Origin of the sequence: Lactiplantibacillus plantarum, from assembly GCF_014131735.1 — a bacterium.
In the GTDB taxonomy this organism is placed as follows: Bacteria; Bacillota; Bacilli; order Lactobacillales; family Lactobacillaceae; genus Lactiplantibacillus; species Lactiplantibacillus plantarum.
Genome location: NZ_CP039121.1, coordinates 3,155,049 through 3,174,082, shown reverse-complemented (window position 1 = coordinate 3,174,082; position 19,034 = coordinate 3,155,049). Strand labels below are relative to the sequence as shown.

Sequence of the window (19,034 nt, the reverse complement as noted above, 5' to 3'; positions counted from 1 at the left end):
ACGGGGCTACCGACATTTTTGTTCAGAAAACCAAACGTTAATAGAAATCTTGAATTTGCTGCAGTTCTTGCAGATAGGCAGTTTTTAACGCTTCCGGATAAATAATTCTAACGTTGCGGCCAAGTCCCAGTAAATAGTCGACCATATAGGCTAATTCATCTTGATTATAACCACCAATGAGATAATCTTGGTCGTTCTGATGTGTTAAGTGCATATTAGGATAATTATTCTTTTGTACATGTTCACGGCCTAGAGGTGTTAGTGCACATTTATAACGTATATTGTGATGATGGTGATCGTAGGACCGTTGCCGTTGCGCGAGCTGTTTCCAAGTATACCGAGCTGGTTGCTCACTGGTTTGAAATGCTTTGATCGTATCACAGCGATAGATGCCCCAAGCATTGTTATCGAGATTGACGCCACTGAAAAACCAAATGCCATGCCGATATAATAAATCAAAAATCTGAAACCCAGCTGTCACAGTAGTCATCGTTAACTGGACAACATTTTCATCAAGGATAGCCGTTAATAAATCACTTAAATGGGTTGGGGCATCCAAGTTAGGAATTGAGTAGTAGTTAACCACACGTTGCAATTTGGCGACCTGGCGCTGGTTGCTTAAAGATAGTGTTGCCATGAGTTTTTTGTAAATTGTATGGTAGGACTTTTCAAAGGGGGTCGCCGACAATAAACTGAGTGCTTTGAGCGCAAAAAAGAGCGCATTAATTTCCTGGCTGTTTAATAAGATGGGTACCCATAGTTGTTGTTGCATGATTTGGTAGCCACCGTAACGTCCCGGTTCAACGTAAATGGACAAACCAAGTTGTTCTAACGAGTTAACGTCGCGCAAGGCGGTCCGTTTGGAGATATTGAATTCTTGCATGAGTTCTTTGATGTGGAATTCTTGTCGGTAACTGAGAAAGATCAATTCTTGATTAAGACGTTCAGAGCGGTTCATATAAATAACTCCTAAAAATGATTTTAATGGTGACATGGATTGGCACCTTTCGACTGTAGTATATAACTGTTGTCAAAAACAACCAATAAATAGATTATTAATTAAGGAGATATTTAAATGACTAAGACTTTGATTGTTAATGCACATCCCGATTTTCGTAATGCGGCGCACTACTCAGTTCAACTAGAACAAGCTTTTTTGCAACTTTTTCAGACTCGCTTTCCTAATGATACTGTGGATGTGATCAATTTGTATGATACGGTGATTCCCCAAGCAACGGTACCTGAATTGCTGGGAATCTGGGAAAAGCAAGCGCAACATGTAAATTTATCGATTGAGGAACAACGCCTGTTTGCAATCAAGCAGCAACTCCTACAACAGTTTAAAGCTCATCATCGGATTGTGATTGCGATGCCGTTGCATAATTTCAACGTGCCGGCACGGTTAAAGGACTATATCGATAATATCTTAGTTGCCAGGGAGACTTTTCGTTATACCGAAAATGGATCAGTGGGTTTGATGACCGATAATTATCGTGTCATGTTACTGCAGGCCAGTGGGTCAATCTATACTCGTAATGACCGTTATACACCCATGGAATTTTCTCGGCTGTATCTTGACAAGATGTTTACTGAAATTATGGGGTTTGATCGGTTTGAGATTGTCCGTGCACAAGGACTGCAAACGAACGGGGTGGCGGTATCACAGGCATTAAAGCAAGCTAAAATGGACCTGAAGGCAGCTTTTGAGCGTTTTTATGATTAAGTCTGAAAATGATTTTAAGGTATCGGTAGTTGTAGGCTACGGATACCTTTTTTGCGATACTGCACGGGAAATGGGTCACCACTACTTTAAAGTGATCGCAACTATGGAAAGTAACTAGCCTGATTTTGGTGATTAACATTGGACTAAAACACGCCAAAATTCATGCATATTTAACGTTAGTGGCAGACCTTTACTAGCCGTTCAGTGCTGAGAACCGGTATACTGGAAGCAGTGATTCACTAATCGTGAAGGGAGCCCAATATGAAACGGATTGTAGCGGGAATTATTGCCCACGTCGATGCCGGTAAAACGACGCTGTCAGAAGCATTACTATACCGGTCTGGCGCGCTACGGCAATTAGGGCGCGTCGATAATGGCGATGCTTTTTTAGATACGGATGTGCTTGAAAAACAGCGTGGTATTACGATTTTTTCACACCAAGCTAATTTACAATATAAAGACATTAATTTAACACTCTTGGATACCCCGGGCCACGTCGATTTTGCGACCCAGACTGAACAAGTACTGTCGGTTTTGGACGTCGCAATTTTAGTCGTTTCAGCGACTGATGGTGTGCAGGGGTACACGCGGACGTTATGGCGATTATTAGCCCGTTATGACGTTCCTACCATTCTGTTTGTAAATAAGATGGATGCGCCGGGGACGGATAGCGACCAATTGATACAACAAATTCAACAGACATTATCGCCTGGTTGTGTGGCGTTTAACACGCCGGGAGCCGGGGACACGTTGGAAGATCGGCCAGTCATACCGACTGCGGCAGTTGAAGATATTGCGATGCAAAATGACGAAGTGTTAACGGATTACTTAGAAACAGGGACGTTAAGTGATGCCACGATTCGGCAGATGATTCAACGGCGGGAAGTTTTTCCGTGTTATTTTGGCGCGGCACTTAAGCTGGACGGGGTTGATGCGCTAATGGCTGGTCTTGATTATTGGACGACGCCACAATTAACGCGTCCTGAATTTGGCGCGCGGGTGTTCAAGATTACGCATGATGATCAAGGTGAACGGCTTACTTGGATTCGGATGACCGGTGGCACCTTACGACCTAAAGATATCGTGTATGATGACCAAAAAGTCAATCAGTTACGGGTTTACAACGGGACTAAGTATGCGACCACGTCCGCGCTGACGGCAGGATCCGTTGGTGCCATTACCGGTCTAACGGGAACGCGGCCGGGGCAAGGATTGGGACAGGCAGCAACTAGTCTACAACCCGTCATGCAGCCCGTACTGACTTACGCACTTGATCCTCAGCGTGAGGAGTTACACACCTGCTTAGCAGTCTTGCGTCAACTTGAAGATGAGGATCCACAATTACACGTGACTTGGTCAGAACCACTTCAGGAATTGCGAGTACAGGTCATGGGAACGATTCAACTGGAAGTTTTGCAACAAATCTTGCAGGATCGTTTTCAACTGACTGTAAAGTTTGGAACGGGGAGTATCTTGTATCAAGAGACGATTACCCAAGCTGTTGAAGGTGTTGGGCATTTTGAACCGTTACGACACTACGCGGAAGTACATTTGTTGCTGACGCCCGCACCGCGGGGAAGTGGGCTTCAATTTACGACCGATTGTTCATTGGAAGTGCTTGGCCGAAATTGGCAACACCAAGTCGTGTCAAACCTACAAGCCAAAACACAAGCGGGTGTCCTGATTGGCGCACCACTAACGGATGTTAAGGTAACACTGGTTAGTGGTCGGGCTAGCAATGTTCATTCGGTTGGTGGTGACTTTCGTGAAGCGACGTGGCGCGCGTTGCGTCAAGGCTTGATGATGTTAAAACAACGTGGTGATTGTCAGTTGTTGGAGCCGTGGTATCGGTTCCGTCTAGAAGTTGGTCAGGAACAAGTTGGCCGGGCGATGACTGATATTCAGCGGATGAATGGTCAGTTTGACGCACCAGTCGCTAATACAAGCGTAGCCACGGACGGGACTGACTTGACGACAATTACGGGAACGGCGCCAGTAGCAGCGATGCAGGACTATTCACAGACGGTTCGAGCTTACACGCATGGGCAGGGGCAATTGGAATGTATCGTGGATGGCTATCGGCCGTGTCATAACGAGATGGCTGTTGTCGATAAGGCCAAATATGTCCCCACAGCAGATTTAGAAAATACACCGGACTCGGTCTTTTGCGCACATGGTGCGGGTTATCCGGTAGCTTGGAATCAAGTGCCAGAGATGGCGCACGTCCCGTACGTTTATTCGAATACGGAATTGGCACATTTTAAGGCGCCATCAAAATAGAAATTGAGGAAAGTCAGATGATGGATGTGACGTTTAATTCGACGTTCGCGGTAACCTTGCAACATGAGTTGCACCAGCCAGTATTGAGTTTGCCATTGTCGTTACAAATCGGTGATTTAACTCGATTGACAACTGATGATCCAGCACAGCTTGCTATCATGTCACACAGTACCGATGCCACGGTTGTCAAGCAAGCGTTGGTAATATTAAAGTCTCAAGTTGAGCAGGGGGGCGTGCTACGAGTATGGTGGTCTACCATGCCCGATGATTCGACTGGTTGTGTCAGCAGTTAGCAGACACAGACGCGCAATTGAGACAAGTGATGGTACCGCTAAGTCAAGTGATAACTCGGCCAGGTCTAGCTTTACAGACTTTGTCGGATTTATCGGAAGTATTGCCAGCGGATATTGCGCATTACTTACAGTTGGCACAAGACGTTTCTGAGGACGAACAGCGTGCTCATAGTTATGAATGGCAAGCGCTCGTGGTAGAAAATGAGCCGTTACGGGTCAATCTTAACGGGCACTTAGTCAGTGCCCCAGAGGACTTTTATGACAGCTTGTTAGAACGCCAAATACAACCGGGACGCCCAATTGTGCAAATTATTGGTGAGATGCTGATGCGCTACTCACTGGGCTTGCCAGACTGGTGGTATCGTGCCCGGCTCCAACATATCTTGTCAACGAGAGGATGATTAATGTGAAGAAAATTGCGCCCCTGTTCGTTGGCTTAGGGGCCATTAGTTTTGGAATTCCGGCGTCACTATTTAAAATTGCGCGTCGGCAGGGGGTTGTCAATGGCCCATTGCTATTCTGGTCCTTTCTGAGTGCGGTTGTGATTTTAGGTGTGATTCAAATTTTACGCCGTGCACGTTTGCGTAATCAGCAAACGAATTGGAAGCAAATCGGACTGGTAATTTCGGCTGGAACGGCTTCGGGATTTACTAACACCTTTTACATACAGGCGTTAAAGCTTATCCCAGTTGCTGTGGCCGCGGTAATGTTGATGCAGGCGGTCTGGTTATCAACATTACTAGGAGCAGTGATTCATCATCGGCGTCCCTCCCGACTGCAAGTGGTTAGCATTATTTTGGTATTGATAGGCACGATTTTAGCTGCTGGTCTGTTTCCAATTACGCAGGCGCTCTCGCCGTGGGGCTTGATATTAAGTTTTTTAGCGGCATGCTCGTATGCTTGCACGATGCAGTTTACGGCTAGCTTAGGCAATAACTTAGACCCGTTATCGAAAACATGGTTACTGTGTTTGGGCGCTTTCATACTCATTGCTATCGTGTGGTCACCGCAATTAGTTACGGCACCCACCACGCCAGCAACAGTCGGCTGGGGAGTACTGATTGCACTATTCTCAATGGTTTTCCCACTGGTTATGTATTCATTGTTTATGCCGTACTTAGAGCTTGGCATTGGCCCAATCCTTTCTTCTTTAGAATTACCAGCCTCGATTGTTGTTGCATTTGTACTGCTTGATGAAACTATTGATTGGGTGCAAATGGTTGGCGTGGTCATTATTATTACGGCCGTAATTCTGCCAAACGTGTTAAATATGCGACGAGTTCGGCCATAGTTCAGGTCAATACCAAACTCAAAATGAACATGTTGTACTGGATTCATTTTTGTACTGTGTTTTTTGTTTCACGTGAAACATTCATCTAATTGATGCTCTTTATGAATAGTTGGTGGGTACCTTATTTATATAAATGATAAAATGTGCCTCACTTAGGGACAACTTGAATTGAAAGGTGGTCAGGCTGATGGCACTAACCTATCGGATCGTCCGCGCTGAAGCAGACAGTGATTTTGGAAAAATTCGACAGTTATATTATGAGACCTGGCAATCAGCATATCGTGATTTGATGCCTGCAAGTTATTTACAGCAATTGACGCCAGCAACTTGGCGGCCGGAACGGCGGTGGCAAAATATGTTGCTGGCAATGACGGCTGATGGTGAAGTTGTGGGTGTTTGCACATTTGGTCCGGCCAGACATGCGAACTATGAGGGGTGGGGCGAACTGTATTCGCTATATGTTCACCCGAACTATCATCATCATGGCATTGGTCAGCAATTAATAATCCAGGCCCACCGTCGCTTAAAGGCGGTCTATCCACAGAATTATCTACTTGTTCTGGCAAATAATGCTGTGGCCCAGCGTTTTTATCAACGTAATGGATTTCACGACACTGGTCAGATTTATGTCGATCATGCGCCGTTTGGTGTTTTGCATGAGCGGATTTTTGAAGATTAACGCAAAAAAACGAGCCTTGTGCTCGTTTTTTTATAGTTTAGCAATCAATTGGCGTGCGACCGCGCGTGCTGAGAACGGATTTTGACCAGTGATCAATTGGCCGTCAGTAATTGCATATTCGCGATAAAATCGATGCTGACTAAAGATAGCACCGTGAGCAGTAGCTCGTTCACGGTTAAGGAACGGGACGATCCGTTTTTTGCCGGCAATCAGCTCTTCAGTTGCGATAAAGCCCGTAATGGTTTTGCCAGCAATCAAGTATTGGCCCGTTTGGTCTTTGATGTTTAGGAGGCCAGCAATTCCGTGACAAACGGAGGTCACATATCCACCATGTTGATAAATGGCCAGTGCGATGGCTTGTAACTCAGGGTTGTCCGGAAAGTCCCACATCACACCGTGGCCCCCGGTATAGTAAATAGCAGTGTAATCATCGGGATCGACCTGACTAGGCTTGAGCGTGTTCTTAAGGGCCCGATTAATGAAGTCAGAATCTTCATACACGGCCATTGTGGCGGCATCGGTATATTTCATACTACGCGGGTCAAGGGGCACGAAGCCACCATTAGGACTAACATAGTCAACGGCAATTTGGGCTTGCTGCATTTCATCGACGAACTCAGCGGCTTCACCTAACCAAAGACCAGTCGGCTCATTAGTTCCTTGGTAACGAGTGATATTGGTTTCGACAATTAAAACTTTTTTCATTGATCATGACTCCTTAAAAAGATTGATTTGAAGTTAGCTAATTAGGTTGAATACTGATAATGATTTTACCGGTAGCATGACCGGAATGCGAGTATTCTAACGCGTCGTTGATGTCGGTGAGGGGGATAATCCGATCAATAACTGGCTTAATAACGTCCTGTTCAATTAGTTGTCGCAGGCGTACAAGTTGCTGGCCACTAGGTTGCATGAACAGAAACGAATAGGTAGCTTGGGCTTGTTGTTCCAGTTGACTCAGTTTCCGCGTTGCTAGACCCAATAACCATTGTTTCCATATTGGCAGTCCGTAATCCTTACCAAAACGCGCGTTTGGCAGTCCGGCAATGCTGACAATCTGACCGCCTGGTTTGATAATCTGAAAAGCGGCCTCGAGGGATTGCCCGCCACGAGTATCTAATACGGCATCGTAATGGGATAATACATCAGTAAAGTCTTGCTGATGATAGTCAATGATTTTATCAGCACCTAGTGATTGAACGAGGTCAAAATGTTTCGCACTGGTAGTGGTTGCGACGTAAGCGCCGAGATATTTGGCCAGTTGAATGGCAATAATCCCAATACCACCCGAACCGCCGGGAATGAAAACCTTCTGTCCCGGCTGGATGTTCATTATATCGTGTAGTGCTTGGTAACTGGTTAAACCTACTAATGGAATTGCAGCGGCTTCTTCAAAATTGAGATTGGCTGGTTTCAGTGCGATGGCTTGATGATCAATGGCGATAAATTCAGCAAAGGTTCCAATTCGATCTTTGGGTGCGCGACCGTAAACAGCATCACCAACTTTAAAGCCCGGTACTTGGTCGCCAACGGCAGTAATTACACCGGCAAAGTCACTGCCCATAATTAGTGGCATGGTGTATTGTAGTAACAATCTTAGATCGCCATCTTTGGTTTTCAAATCGATTGGGTTGACACTGGCGGCAACGATTTTGACGAGAACATCGGTGGGAGCTATTGTCGGAACAGGGACTTCTGTCACCATGGGGGTTATTTGCTTGTATTTAGTAATAATGGCAGCTTTCATAGTGGACTCCTAACATATTGGTTTAAATGTTTAACATCTTGAACAAACCATGCTGTTGATTCTAGTCGCTTACTTACAAAAAGTCAACGATTAATTCTTGACTTTCAATTTTAGCAAGCGTTAAATGGTTTAAGAATACGAACCGTAATTGGAAAGGTGTGATTTTTTGGCAGAACGAACGATGGCAATATTTAAGAAGGGTGTTCCGATTTTTACAATTCTTCAAGACGAAAATCGGCAACGGATTTTGGTGATGCTGTGCCGGACTGATCAGATGACGGTTAACCAAATTACAGCGCAAATCGCCTTATCACGGCCGGCCGTATCGCACCATTTGAAGTTGATGCTGGATGCCGGCATTTTAGCGGTTAGCAAAACAGGTACTGAACGTTATTACCGCGCTAACATGACGGCGACTCTAAAACTATTGAAGGCACTCACTGCGTCATTAGAAGCCGATTTAGCCCATACTCAGTCTGTAGACGAATAAAAAAATGAATCAGAGTGAAAAAAGCTGGTACTTTTGGAATGACGCCTCTCATTCCAAAAGTACCAGCTTTTAGTTCACTTATGCATTTCAGCGCACTGAATCACCAGTACTTGAAATGGATGGCGCCATTTAATGATTATCAGTGAGCTAACGACATGATATCGTTATTATTAATTTGAGGATGGCACTTGAATATCTTTGAAGGTGTGCCGATAAAGTAACCAGCCAAGTAAGCACGTTAAGACATCAGCGACCGCTTGAGCCCAAATAATACCAGTTAGTCCAAAGAACTGTGCCAGAATAACGATGGCGATACCTAGTAAGATTGCTTGCCGCGAAAGAGCCATGGCTAGGGCACTCAAACCCGCACCGACTGATTGAAAGACGGTCGTGAACACGAGGATGAAACCCACTAATGGTGTCGTAATCAACATCGCTCGCAACATCTGTGTACCCATAGTGACAATGGCTGGTTGATTCATAAATAGTTTAATAAGTTGAGGCGCAAAAATCATTAGAATAATCGCACAAATGGTTGCGTAGCCACCCTCGACTTTTAAATCGAAGCGCAACGTTGCCCGTAGTCTTTGCCAATTTTTAGCACCGTACGTGTAACCAACTAAAGGCTGGGCCCCAAAAGCAAAGCCGACCATGACCATCATAACGACCATGTAAACTTTTTGAACGATTCCCATGGCCGCCACGGCTTGGGCGCCGTATGCGGCTAAGTAGCTGTTTAAGATCATCATGCCAAAACTCTGGGTTAGGTTAGTCAGTGAGGCTGGGATTCCAACTGCGACAACGGCTTTAAGGGTCGGTCGCGAGATATGGGCTAACTTTGGTGCTAAGGAAAGCGTTTTGGCTCGGCGCATAAAAAAGACTAACAGACTGGTGTTGACCGCGTACCCCAAAACGTTGGCAAAAGCAACGCCCGAAGCACCCCAGTGAAAGCCAAATAAGAATAAGGGATCGAGAATAATGGTCAGAACCGTCCCACTGATGGTCGCAATCATGGAAAGTTGTGCCAGGCCCTCCGTTCGGATAATGTTACCGGGAACCAGTGAAACGATGATAAAGGTTGATCCTAATACCAATATACGATAGAAGTCCGCAATGTAGGGACGGGTAGCTGCAGTAGCACCTAGCAAGCCTAAAATTGGTTGTTCGAATAGTAATAATAAGGCTGTCAGTACTAAGCTAAGCGCGATCGCAATGTAAAAACAAAAGCTACTGATACGTGCACTTTGGTGATAATCATGACGGCCAAGGACTCTTGAAATAACGGCACTCCCACCGAGGCCAAAAATATCACCAACTGCTAACATAAACGAAAATAGCGGACTGCCGAGGGCAATACCAGCAACTAAATCAGCATTACCAGTTTGAGCAACAAAAAATGTATCTGCTAAGTTATAAATCATGCTGGCAACCATGCCAAGAACCACAGGAAAGGCTAAATGGAAATACGCTTTGGGAATCGGGGCCTTCTCAAATAAATCATTCATAAAAATAAGTCACTCCTTCTCTGAACGGTCGGTCGAAGCGTGACTAGACGAACAGAAAGATAATATAAGTTAATGATACGCTTGACTGTCAAGCTGCTCAATGCACCAAACTGATAAGGACGGTCAGCTAAAGGAACGACAAAAAAAGCATTGCCCAGTGTTTCAGCGGCAATGCTAAAAATTAACGTGAATTTTTAAGAGATTAACGTAAGTCGATTTGGTGAAGGTTAGCCGGCATCTGACCAACATGATGGCCGACCGTTCCTGCGTGCATCGCTTGTGCGCCATTGATAAAGTGCACACCAGTGGCTGCAATTAATCCCATTCCTAATACTGTAATAATACTTAATACCATCATTATTCACCCGTTTCTGATTATTTCTGCACTTCTATTGTAGCGCTTACATCACCATTGTCATTTGAGTTGTATTAGAATGGAATTAAGTTTTTCACTTTTTCAGGTGGACATTAGTATTGGAATGGAATAAGTACGCATTGTGCGAGTTAATTTGTCATCGATTATGATTAAAACGTGCCATTTTTTAAATTCAAAAGCAGCCAGCTTAGGTTCGCTGGGAACAGTTCGAGTTAGCGTAAACTTGCTTAGAGTGCGCGTCCTACACCGACCTCCAGGCATTTCTGCCAATTGCCGGAACGTGGTGGGCACAGATTTGAGCCGAAAACCCACGTCTCAAATACTGGCCTTTCACTAACCAAGCACAGGACGCTTGCTAAGTGAAATTTCACCACTGGGCATTGTCAGAAACGCCTTCCAGTCGGGACAGTATTCGAATGGCAGACAGTAAGGGACCTAACTTTTGTTGGACTCATCATTGTTCTTCATAAACAGCAATTTTGTCGAGCAGCTGTCAGGTAGAAAATGACATTGTGATAGCTCACTATTTCGGAATCGCCATAGTAATAATCGAACGTCTCAACAAAGTGGTTAATGTAACCCTAACGTTTCTTTTAAGGTTCCATCATCAAAATAGTCAGCGACCAATTGTACCAAGTTAAGTGGCTGTTCATCAGCCATTCGAGCGGCTTACCGACTGGAGGAGCTGGGTGACAATGCTCAGTAGCCAAATTATTCTTAGTCGGAAGTGGGTTGCTTCCGGCTTAGAATAAGACTCGTATTTGAGACTGGGCGGGTTGTGCACGGGCTCTAATCGACGTCGGCTTACGTTCCAGCAATTGTCACCCAGCCCCGGAGGTCGGAATCGGACGCGCATTGCTGACGAACAGGAATCCATCTGTTTGGCACGTTTTAATCAAGGCTAATGCTAAATAGCGGCTAGCATAACGCATAACGCATAACGCGTAACAAGTAAAAAATTAGTAACGAAAGTGAGTGATATTTTGGACGTGCAAGAAGGATACATGCCATTTAATGGTTATCAGACGTATTATCGAATCGTAGGGGATCGGCAATCAAATAAGACACCGTTAGTTTTGCTACATGGTGGTCCAGGATCAACGCATAATTACTTTGAAGGATTTGATGACCTGGCCGTTCAAACGGGACGACCAATCGTCATGTATGATCAATTAGGCTGTGGGCGTTCATCGATACCTGATGACGATCAATTATGGCAAGCCGCAACGTGGGTGGCAGAGTTACAGGCGTTACGTACGTATTTAGACTTACCCGAGATTCACTTACTAGGGCAGTCCTGGGGTGGTATGCTAGCTATTATTTATGGTTGTGACTATCGACCACAGGGGATTAAAAGTTTGATTTTAGCCAGTACCTTGTCTTCAGCCCGACTGTGGGCTCAGGAACAGCATCGGATGATTCGGTTAATGTCCCCAGCGGATCAGTCGGCTATTGCGACAGCAGAACGGTTACAGGATTTCACAGGTGCTGCCTACCTGACTGCTAATCAACATTTTATGACGCAACATGCGTCGGGCCCGATTACTGCTGATGATCCTGAATTCCTACGGCGATCAAAACGGGTGGGGACCACGGCTTATAATGTAGCGTGGGGTCCCAATGAATATAATCCGACTGGTACGTTGGCGGATTATGAGTATACCGACCGATTACAGTATTTGCAGATGCCAACTTTAGTCACCAGTGGAACGGATGATTTGTGTACGCCATTAGTCGCTAAGACCATGGTCGACCAGTTACCTCATGCGACTTGGACGTTATTTCCCCGTAGCCGTCACATGGCGTTTATCGATGAAAACACGACCTATATGACGCGATTGCGTCACTGGCTAGCAGCCCATGATTAGAGAAATGAGCGTAATCATTTCCCGGGAAATAATTTGCTGAATAGCTAGATTGAGAAGTTTATCGGCGTGATCTGATTTTGTTTGGCTGTCACTATAATGATTATTAAAAGGTTTAAAGTAGACCAAAGCGCCTGTGGAAGTTAGCCTTCTGCGGGCGCTTTGGTGATTGCTGTGATGATGTTTAATGTTGATAGATAAAGACGAATCGATTGGCCGTCGAGCGCTTCTCGTCAAATTGATAATCGGGATGGTCAAATGTGCGAATGGCCGTCACATCATCGATTTGATGTTCAGCCAAAAAACGGACCATGGCCCCACGTGCCATCTTAGCTAATGTGGCTTTAGTCTTGAGTTTGCCGTCGATAAGGCTTGCAAAGACAATATCAATCATTGATTGATGCGGAGCCAGATAAGGTGCAATGGTCTTAGCATATTCTTGAGAAGCAAGATTGATAATTGGTTCTGGCCGCGGAGTCAGTGCCTGATAGAGGCGGTCGCCCCAAAACGCATAGAGGTTCTTGGCTTGACCAACAGCCAACCGTGCTTGCATTTCTAACCGATAAGGAACGATACCATCAAACGGTCGGAGAATGCCATAAAAACCTGACAAGATTCGTAAGTTTGCCTGAATATAGTCAAGGGCTGGTTGGGTAAAGACGTCCGGGGCCATGTAACGGTACTGAATACCGCTGTAACTGAGAATAGCGGGAGTCAGATTGCGGGTCAGGTCAATTTTTTGAAGCCAATCATAATTAGGTTGGGCTAGTTTGTCACTGCAATGCCATAAGGTCTTGGCCTCAGGATAGGTGAGGTGTTGCAGTTGAGCCAGTAATTGTTGCGTCTGATCAAGATAGATTGGTTCAGTTAGGGCTGGAAAGGCATCTTGGTCGATAATCATTTTTTTCGCAGGTGCAATGATGATTTTCATAAGGTCACTACTTTCGAAGCGTTCAGTTTATAAATAATGTTGATAGCATTTAAAGCAAAAACTAAGCTATAGAAATATGATAGCACATTAGACAAACGTACGTTCCTAAAACTATCAATTGCGGTATAATGAAATTATGATACTAATTGAGTAAAAGGAGTTTGTCGGTATGGATATTTCACTATTAAAACAAGTGGTTCAATCAACTAATAAGATTGCCCTCAGCACGGCCGTCAATAATGAAGCAGATGTTAAAATTGTTAACTTTGTCTGGTACGAAGCACAACCAGATACGCTATACTTCTCATCAGTTAAGACAAGTCCCGCTTTGAAGGTTTATGACCAGAATCCGGATATTGCATTCATTACGATTCCTAATGATGGAACAGCGGGCAATCCATATCTACGAGCCCAACACGTTAAGTTACAACGGTCAACTAAGACGATGACTGACTTGCTACCCCAATATTTAGAAACAGTTCCGAATTATCAACAAGTCTGGGATGCTATTGGATCGACACTCGTTGTTTTTGAATTAAAACTAACTGATCTTTTTGTTGACGCGGGTGTTGGTGGCGAGAAGCAAACACTGACTTTTAATTAACACTGGATTCCTATACTAAAAGCGTTTCAAGGCCGGCTTAGGTTAAGCTACGGTCTTGAAACGCTTTTTGGTCGGGTAATTTTAGGAGCAACATATGAGGTGTTACTTCACATATGCGGTCCGATAATTGGCGGCACCGCTGAAATTATTATAGATGACGCCCTTTAAGTGCGACTTAACGAGCAGATGGGAACGGCCTTCATAGAGTGGGGTCACGGCCTGATCAGTTAGCGCCGTTTTAGCGGCTTGAACTAAGTCTTGATAGCGCTTGGTCGCGTTCAAAGCATCTGGACCATCAGCGGCTTGCATTGCCTGGTCGTAAGCCTTGCTTTGATAGTGGCCCATGTTGGAGTTGCTGTCGCCAGTCAAAATTGTTAATGATTGTGAAGGGTCGGCAAAATCCATACTCCAGCTAGTTAAATTAAGCTGGAAGGCTCCCTTGGACACTTTACCTAGCATTGCGGTAAATGGCATTGCCTTGATTGTTACCTTTAGTCCGGGGAGGTGACTGGTCAATTGTCCCTGGATGAATTCAGCGACCTGATGTGAGTTGTCATCATCACCACAAGTAATCGTTAACGTTAGCGATTTTTTGCCCAATTGTTGTTGTGCTTTATGATAAGCGGCTCGAGCCTGGTTGAGATTATAATTAACAGTACCATCAACGGTCGCATCATTGACAAAATCGGTACCAGTTTTAGGATTCTTAGCCATATTGCGCACACCAAAGCTTTTGGCTGGAAGCGAACCATTTTCTAGAACTTTGTTGGTCAGTTGCGACCGGTTGATTGCTAAGGATAAAGCGGTGCGGAGTTCACGGTTGGCTGCTACATGGTCATGGTGATTGTATTGAATAAAGCTGATTTGACCACCTGCAAGTGTTTTGAGTTCTTGATTATTTTTATTCTGGACACTCTGCTCGCCATTAAGTGTCACACTATCTAACTTATTAGATTGATATAAATTATAGGCAGTCGTATTGGACTTAATAACCTGATAATTGATTTGGTGCAGTTTCACCAGTTTGTGATCGTAATAAGCTGAATTTTTCTTTAAGGTCCACGTATTATTAGTCCCGGTCCAGCCAGTAAGCGTAAATGGCCCGTTGTAGACGGTCGTCGCGGCTGAAGTCCCGTACTTCTTCCCGTATTTGTTAACAGCAGGTTGATTGACCGGATAAAAGGTCGAAACAGCTAAAATCTTTTTAAAGTAGGCGACGGGTTTGCTTAACGTGATTGTTAATTGATAGTCACCATTAGCTTTGACACCAAGGGTTGATGGCTTTTTCTTGCCGGCTGCAATGGCGTCAGCATTTTTAATGTTCGTGAAGACATAGGTGAATTCAGATTTACTTTTTGGATCAAGAGTTCGTCTCCATGAATAGACAAAATCGTGAGCGGTCACCCTGTTACCGTTACTCCAGCGCGCATCGTGGCGTAATTGAATGATATAGGTATGACCACCATTGGTAACAGTTGTCTTAGTAGCCAAAGCGTTGACGGGTTGGCTCTGACTGTTCAGCCGATAGAGCCCCTCGTCAACTTGGGTGACTTGGCTATTAGAAACGCTGTCCGTCATTTTAGCGGGATCTAAGCTCATAATTTCTGAGCCAGCTGATAGGTTGATAACTTGTGATTGTTTAGTCGTAGCTGGGTGTGAGTGGGCGTTGACGGTAAAGCCGATGCCGCCAATAATGACCACGCTGCCGATTGTTAAAATTAATTTGTGTGTTCCGGATAAACTCATAATTAAATCCTCCAAAAGTATAATTGTATTTGGTTAGTTTGATCCATGAGTTTTGCCATCGTTTCGTGACCATTTATTTCACCCCGTTTTTATCGTCAAAAAAACCGTCCTTATCCAGCCAATGCTGTGTTAAGGACGGTTTGATAACCGCGGTGCCACCTTAATTGAGTGTTCGCCAATTTAGTGATTAAATCACGCGTACACTCCTACTCCATAGGAAACTAACATTTCCCTGACAACTGACGTATGTCGCACGTCTTTCCGTACTCTCAACTGACGTTAATTTCGGCAAAGCCCTCGGTGGTCCATTTAATTACCTGCGTTCGGCCATACTCTCAGCAACGATGACTCTCTGTGCGGGCACGATAATCTTGATCTCCACCTCATTGGTTTATAAGGACGATATTTTGTTGAAGTGAGTATACCGCTTTTGAAAATTAGTTGTCAAGAGCTGGGAAAATATTGTTCAACTATAAATTTAGTCAAACAGAAAACGATGTTCGTAAATAAACCGAGGATTAATATAGTGTCGAGTGGCATTGATTGCGTGGTTTTTAATAACGGCTGCAAGCATTAATTACTTTCATTATGCGCGAATAAAAATTATAATGACATCAATAATGTAAACGGATTCAATATTGCGGTGACAAGATTAAGGAGGGCTAAACATGAGCTTTAGAGTTGTAGCCGGTTATTTCGGTGAATTTAGTGATGAAGCGAAGCGGGCCAATCAAGACTTAGGTGTAATCGGCATGTCGTTTCAGTATCAATGTAATCTCGTTTATCCAGAAGGGGCGGGGCCAAACTTTGGTTTTCGAACCGACGCGCAAGCGATTGATGTGTTCGATGCGTTAAAAGTTAGTTACGATGGTTTCAAAGTGCAAGCTGGCCTGATTAAGGCGATGGGACTAGTTGATTATCAATTGGTTGGTGGTCGTTACGAACTAGTCGGCCATGATTTCCGAGAATTACCTTTAGCTGAGATCAATGCGAACTTGGAAACGATGCCCGGACTCTTGGCTCAGGGACCGATGCCAGTTCGATATGTGACTTATCGTCGGACGGATGACCCTATTGACGCGGTTGGCTTTAGTGGCAACTGGGCACTAGGAGATAGCGGTGGCTTTCGACAGTTAAGTGAGACGTTGGCAGAACCAATGCAAGCACCAGTGGCGGCGCTAATTAAGGCAATTGATCAACTTGGTTTAACGTTACAACAAATTAATCTACCCACACCGCAAAGTTCAACGGCTTTGCCGACACATTTGAGTGATGATGTTCATCAAGCGAACGTTGACGTGTGGGTGGTGTTAACACAGCCACAAGGTGACGAGCAGCAAGTTTTGCAGACCATTCATAACGCTCAAGAGTGTAATGAAAAATTGTGCGAAGCGCTGACTCGTGTTTATTTGAAGTAGGATGTTTCACGTGAAACAACTGGCACTTGGCAGTCCGTTATTTTCTTTAGTGCGTTGCATGATATGATACGCACGAACCGTAACACATCTTCACGGGAGAAAATATGTTATTAGAAACTTATCAGCATCGCTCATTTATCAAACAAACTGGCAATATTTCTATCGAACGTGATTGGGAAAAGCTTTTCGATGAAGCGTGGTTGATTAAGCATCTTCGTGGCTATCGCTAAGCTCAAGACTTAGAGGGGAGTGGTTTGATGATGACATCGACACCACGGTTATTACAAGCCATTCAACAAACGACCACCGCAATTTTAAAAACAAACCTTGTTGGTATTTACCTGCATGGATCCTATGTTTTAGGCTCATATAACGAACAGGTGAGCGATTTAGACTATCTGATCGTTGTTCGGCGTTCGTTAACATTAGCTGAAAAACGGCAGTTAATGACAGCTACCATAACGCAATTGTGGCCATTAGCGCCACACAAGGGATTGGAGTTTCACGTGCTGTTACTTAGTGCAACTCAGCATTTTGCGCATCCTTGCCCATTCGATTTTCATTTTTCAAAATACCATTATGAGCATTATCAACAGGCACCGCTGGCCTACCTAAAGACGATGCACGGTACTGATCCTGATCTTGCTGCCCACTTAACAATTCTCCAAGCAGCGGGACAAGTCTTGCTTGGACCAGCCATTACAACGGTCTTTGGCCCCATTCCTGCGGTGGCCTACTGGGACAGTATCAAGTCTGATATCGCGAATGCTGAAACGGCGATCGTTCAGTTACCAATGTATACGGTATTAAACCTTTGTCGAGTTCGCGCTTACCAGCAAGATCAGTTAATTATTTCTAAGCAGGCCGGGGGTGAATGGGGGACAGCTGCCAACACAGTGGCATCCGTTGATCAGGCAGGCGTCAGCAGCCTATGCTGGTCAACAGGACGAACAGGTTATACGATGGTCACGTCCAAACTTAGTGGCGTTTGCACGAATCATGTTAGCCGAGTTGGGCTTAAAATCAGAATAGTTTGTGAGTTTAACAAAAAATGCTTACTGGCGATCATCCACCAATAAGCATTTTTGTCACCACCAACTTAAAGTCGGCTGTTATAAATCAAGAAACTAATGTAGCAGTTATCGCCATCAGGTAAATCATAGCCAGTGTTTTCGTTGCTACCGTCATTTTCGTGTAAAACAACGAATTCACCAGAACCATAATCTTGGTCGTTTAAATACTTTACTAAACGTTCATCACATTCAGCTAAAGTCTTACCGGTCACAACGCGCCGGTTCCAACCACGATGGATCTCAGTATTTGGATTAAGCATCTCTTCTCAACTCCTCTTAATTATAAAGTCATCAATTGCGCTTGCCAAGCGGGTTGCTGATCAAGATCAGCGCGCGTTAGGTCAGCGTTGACTTGGTGGGTACTGTTAAAAATAATGAAACGTTCACCAACGGCTTGGACTTGCTGGTAGTTATGGCTTGCCATGATGATAGTTTTGCCGGCAGCTTGTAGCCGTTGCAGTAGGGTTAGCATTTGCTGCTGAGCGGCAATTGTTAAGCCGTTCAGCGGTTCATCTAACAATAAAATTTCAGGGTTCAAGGCGAGAACGCTGGCTAGTGCCACGCGCTTCTTTTCACCACCTGAAAGTTGGTAAGGGACCCGGTCTGCTAAGTTAGCACAGTCCGTTAATTGTAAGCAGTCGGCGACGCGTTGCGCAACCATGGCTGCTGATAAACCGAGTTGTCGGGGACCGAAAGCGACTTCCTCAGTGACCGACGTGTTGAATAGTTGAACATCAGTATTTTGAAAGACCATGCCGATCCGCTGATGAAGTTGTTGTCGATTTTGGGCATCAGCGAGATAAGTGGTCGTAATCGGCTGATCGTGAAACTGATAAGTGCCACTAGTTGGACTAGCTAATCCACTCAATAGTCGTAAAAGGGTCGATTTACCAGATCCATTGGGCCCCATTAGACAGACAAAGTCGCCTGAGTTGACCGTTAAGCTGAGGTCCTTCAAGCCACACGTATCAGGATAATCATAGCAAATATTCACCAATTTAATCAATACCACG

The 19,034-nt window shown here is 44.7% G+C and carries 20 protein-coding genes and 1 pseudogene; 12 read left to right on the top strand and 9 right to left on the bottom strand.

The annotated features are described in order from the left end of the window. Positions 1 to 37: 37 nt before the first annotated feature. Positions 38 to 958, bottom strand: a complete 921-nt coding sequence (locus E5260_RS14980; protein ID WP_003641685.1) for a helix-turn-helix transcriptional regulator — start codon at positions 956 to 958, stop codon at positions 38 to 40. Positions 959 to 1,075: 117 nt separating this feature from the next. Between E5260_RS14980 and E5260_RS14975 the strand changes: the two genes are divergently transcribed. The 6 genes from E5260_RS14975 to E5260_RS14950 all read left to right on the top strand — a co-directional run bounded on the left by E5260_RS14975 (position 1,076) and on the right by E5260_RS14950 (position 6,266). Further along, the gene (locus tag E5260_RS14975; protein ID WP_003641686.1) at positions 1,076 to 1,723 is read left to right on the top strand and encodes an FMN-dependent NADH-azoreductase; all 648 of its coding nucleotides are present in this window, start codon (positions 1,076 to 1,078) and stop codon (positions 1,721 to 1,723) included. A gap of 261 nt (positions 1,724 to 1,984) precedes the next feature. Next, positions 1,985 to 4,003 (top strand): elongation factor G, encoded by a 2,019-nt coding sequence (locus E5260_RS14970; RefSeq protein ID WP_003641688.1) that lies wholly within the window; start codon positions 1,985 to 1,987, stop codon positions 4,001 to 4,003. Positions 4,004 to 4,020: 17 nt separating this feature from the next. After that, positions 4,021 to 4,296 carry a hypothetical protein gene (locus E5260_RS14965; protein ID WP_003641689.1) on the top strand — a complete coding sequence of 92 codons (276 nt, stop codon included), beginning with the start codon at positions 4,021 to 4,023 and terminating at the stop codon, positions 4,294 to 4,296. Between the two features lie 29 nt (positions 4,297 to 4,325). After that, entirely contained in the window at positions 4,326 to 4,697 is a 372-nt protein-coding gene (locus E5260_RS14960; protein WP_003641690.1) for a DUF3658 domain-containing protein, read from the top strand. Between the two features lie 5 nt (positions 4,698 to 4,702). After that, positions 4,703 to 5,587: an EamA family transporter gene (locus E5260_RS14955; protein WP_003643649.1), complete on the top strand. Its 885-nt coding sequence runs from the start codon at positions 4,703 to 4,705 to the stop codon at positions 5,585 to 5,587. 187 nt (positions 5,588 to 5,774) lie between these two features. Continuing rightward, positions 5,775 to 6,266 carry a GNAT family N-acetyltransferase gene (locus tag E5260_RS14950; RefSeq protein WP_003641692.1) on the top strand — a complete coding sequence of 164 codons (492 nt, stop codon included), beginning with the start codon at positions 5,775 to 5,777 and terminating at the stop codon, positions 6,264 to 6,266. A 30-nt stretch (positions 6,267 to 6,296) separates the two neighbouring features. Here the strand turns inward: E5260_RS14950 and E5260_RS14945 are convergent, their stop codons facing one another. Continuing rightward, positions 6,297 to 6,971 carry a type 1 glutamine amidotransferase domain-containing protein gene (locus E5260_RS14945; protein WP_003641693.1) on the bottom strand — a complete coding sequence of 225 codons (675 nt, stop codon included), beginning with the start codon at positions 6,969 to 6,971 and terminating at the stop codon, positions 6,297 to 6,299. Positions 6,972 to 7,008: 37 nt separating this feature from the next. Then, positions 7,009 to 8,013, bottom strand: coding sequence for an NADP-dependent oxidoreductase (locus E5260_RS14940; protein ID WP_003641694.1), 1,005 nt, complete (start codon positions 8,011 to 8,013; stop codon positions 7,009 to 7,011). Between the two features lie 166 nt (positions 8,014 to 8,179). On the opposite strand from E5260_RS14940, the gene E5260_RS14935 reads away from it, so the two are divergent. Then, on the top strand, positions 8,180 to 8,503 hold the full coding sequence (locus tag E5260_RS14935; RefSeq protein WP_003641695.1) for an ArsR/SmtB family transcription factor: 324 nt from the start codon (positions 8,180 to 8,182) through the stop codon (positions 8,501 to 8,503). A 170-nt stretch (positions 8,504 to 8,673) separates the two neighbouring features. Here E5260_RS14935 and E5260_RS14930 read toward each other — a convergent pair whose 3' ends face one another. Next, positions 8,674 to 10,008, bottom strand: a complete 1,335-nt coding sequence (locus E5260_RS14930; protein WP_003641696.1) for an MATE family efflux transporter — start codon at positions 10,006 to 10,008, stop codon at positions 8,674 to 8,676. A 202-nt stretch (positions 10,009 to 10,210) separates the two neighbouring features. Next, a complete protein-coding gene (locus E5260_RS14925; RefSeq protein ID WP_003646152.1) occupies positions 10,211 to 10,363 on the bottom strand; it encodes a hypothetical protein in 153 nt (50 codons plus the stop codon). A gap of 1,025 nt (positions 10,364 to 11,388) precedes the next feature. On the opposite strand from E5260_RS14925, the gene pepI reads away from it, so the two are divergent. Beyond that, positions 11,389 to 12,252: a proline iminopeptidase gene (pepI, locus tag E5260_RS14920; RefSeq protein ID WP_003643651.1), complete on the top strand. Its 864-nt coding sequence runs from the start codon at positions 11,389 to 11,391 to the stop codon at positions 12,250 to 12,252. A 181-nt stretch (positions 12,253 to 12,433) separates the two neighbouring features. Here pepI and yaaA read toward each other — a convergent pair whose 3' ends face one another. Next, positions 12,434 to 13,180, bottom strand: coding sequence for a peroxide stress protein YaaA (gene yaaA / locus E5260_RS14915; RefSeq protein WP_003641700.1), 747 nt, complete (start codon positions 13,178 to 13,180; stop codon positions 12,434 to 12,436). A 169-nt stretch (positions 13,181 to 13,349) separates the two neighbouring features. Here yaaA and E5260_RS14910 point away from each other — a divergent pair, with 169 nt between their 5' ends. Beyond that, positions 13,350 to 13,784 carry a pyridoxamine 5'-phosphate oxidase gene (locus E5260_RS14910; protein WP_003641701.1) on the top strand — a complete coding sequence of 145 codons (435 nt, stop codon included), beginning with the start codon at positions 13,350 to 13,352 and terminating at the stop codon, positions 13,782 to 13,784. Positions 13,785 to 13,886: 102 nt separating this feature from the next. Here the strand turns inward: E5260_RS14910 and E5260_RS14905 are convergent, their stop codons facing one another. Further along, positions 13,887 to 15,530: a peptide ABC transporter substrate-binding protein gene (locus E5260_RS14905; protein WP_003641702.1), complete on the bottom strand. Its 1,644-nt coding sequence runs from the start codon at positions 15,528 to 15,530 to the stop codon at positions 13,887 to 13,889. 668 nt (positions 15,531 to 16,198) lie between these two features. On the opposite strand from E5260_RS14905, the gene E5260_RS14900 reads away from it, so the two are divergent. From E5260_RS14900 to E5260_RS14890, 3 genes and pseudogenes are all read left to right on the top strand, one after another. Beyond that, entirely contained in the window at positions 16,199 to 16,948 is a 750-nt protein-coding gene (locus tag E5260_RS14900) for a hypothetical protein (RefSeq protein WP_003641703.1), read from the top strand. Positions 16,949 to 17,052: 104 nt separating this feature from the next. Further along, a complete protein-coding gene (locus E5260_RS14895) occupies positions 17,053 to 17,178 on the top strand; it encodes a hypothetical protein (protein ID WP_003641704.1) in 126 nt (41 codons plus the stop codon). 27 nt (positions 17,179 to 17,205) lie between these two features. After that, positions 17,206 to 17,980: pseudogene (locus E5260_RS14890) on the top strand (aminoglycoside adenylyltransferase domain-containing protein). 67 nt (positions 17,981 to 18,047) lie between these two features. Here E5260_RS14890 and E5260_RS14885 read toward each other — a convergent pair. Both E5260_RS14885 and E5260_RS14880 read right to left on the bottom strand, forming a co-directional pair. After that, a complete protein-coding gene (locus E5260_RS14885) occupies positions 18,048 to 18,281 on the bottom strand; it encodes a hypothetical protein (protein ID WP_003641706.1) in 234 nt (77 codons plus the stop codon). A 20-nt stretch (positions 18,282 to 18,301) separates the two neighbouring features. Then, positions 18,302 to 19,033: an energy-coupling factor ABC transporter ATP-binding protein gene (locus tag E5260_RS14880; RefSeq protein WP_003641707.1), complete on the bottom strand. Its 732-nt coding sequence runs from the start codon at positions 19,031 to 19,033 to the stop codon at positions 18,302 to 18,304. Position 19,034: the final 1 nt, after the last annotated feature.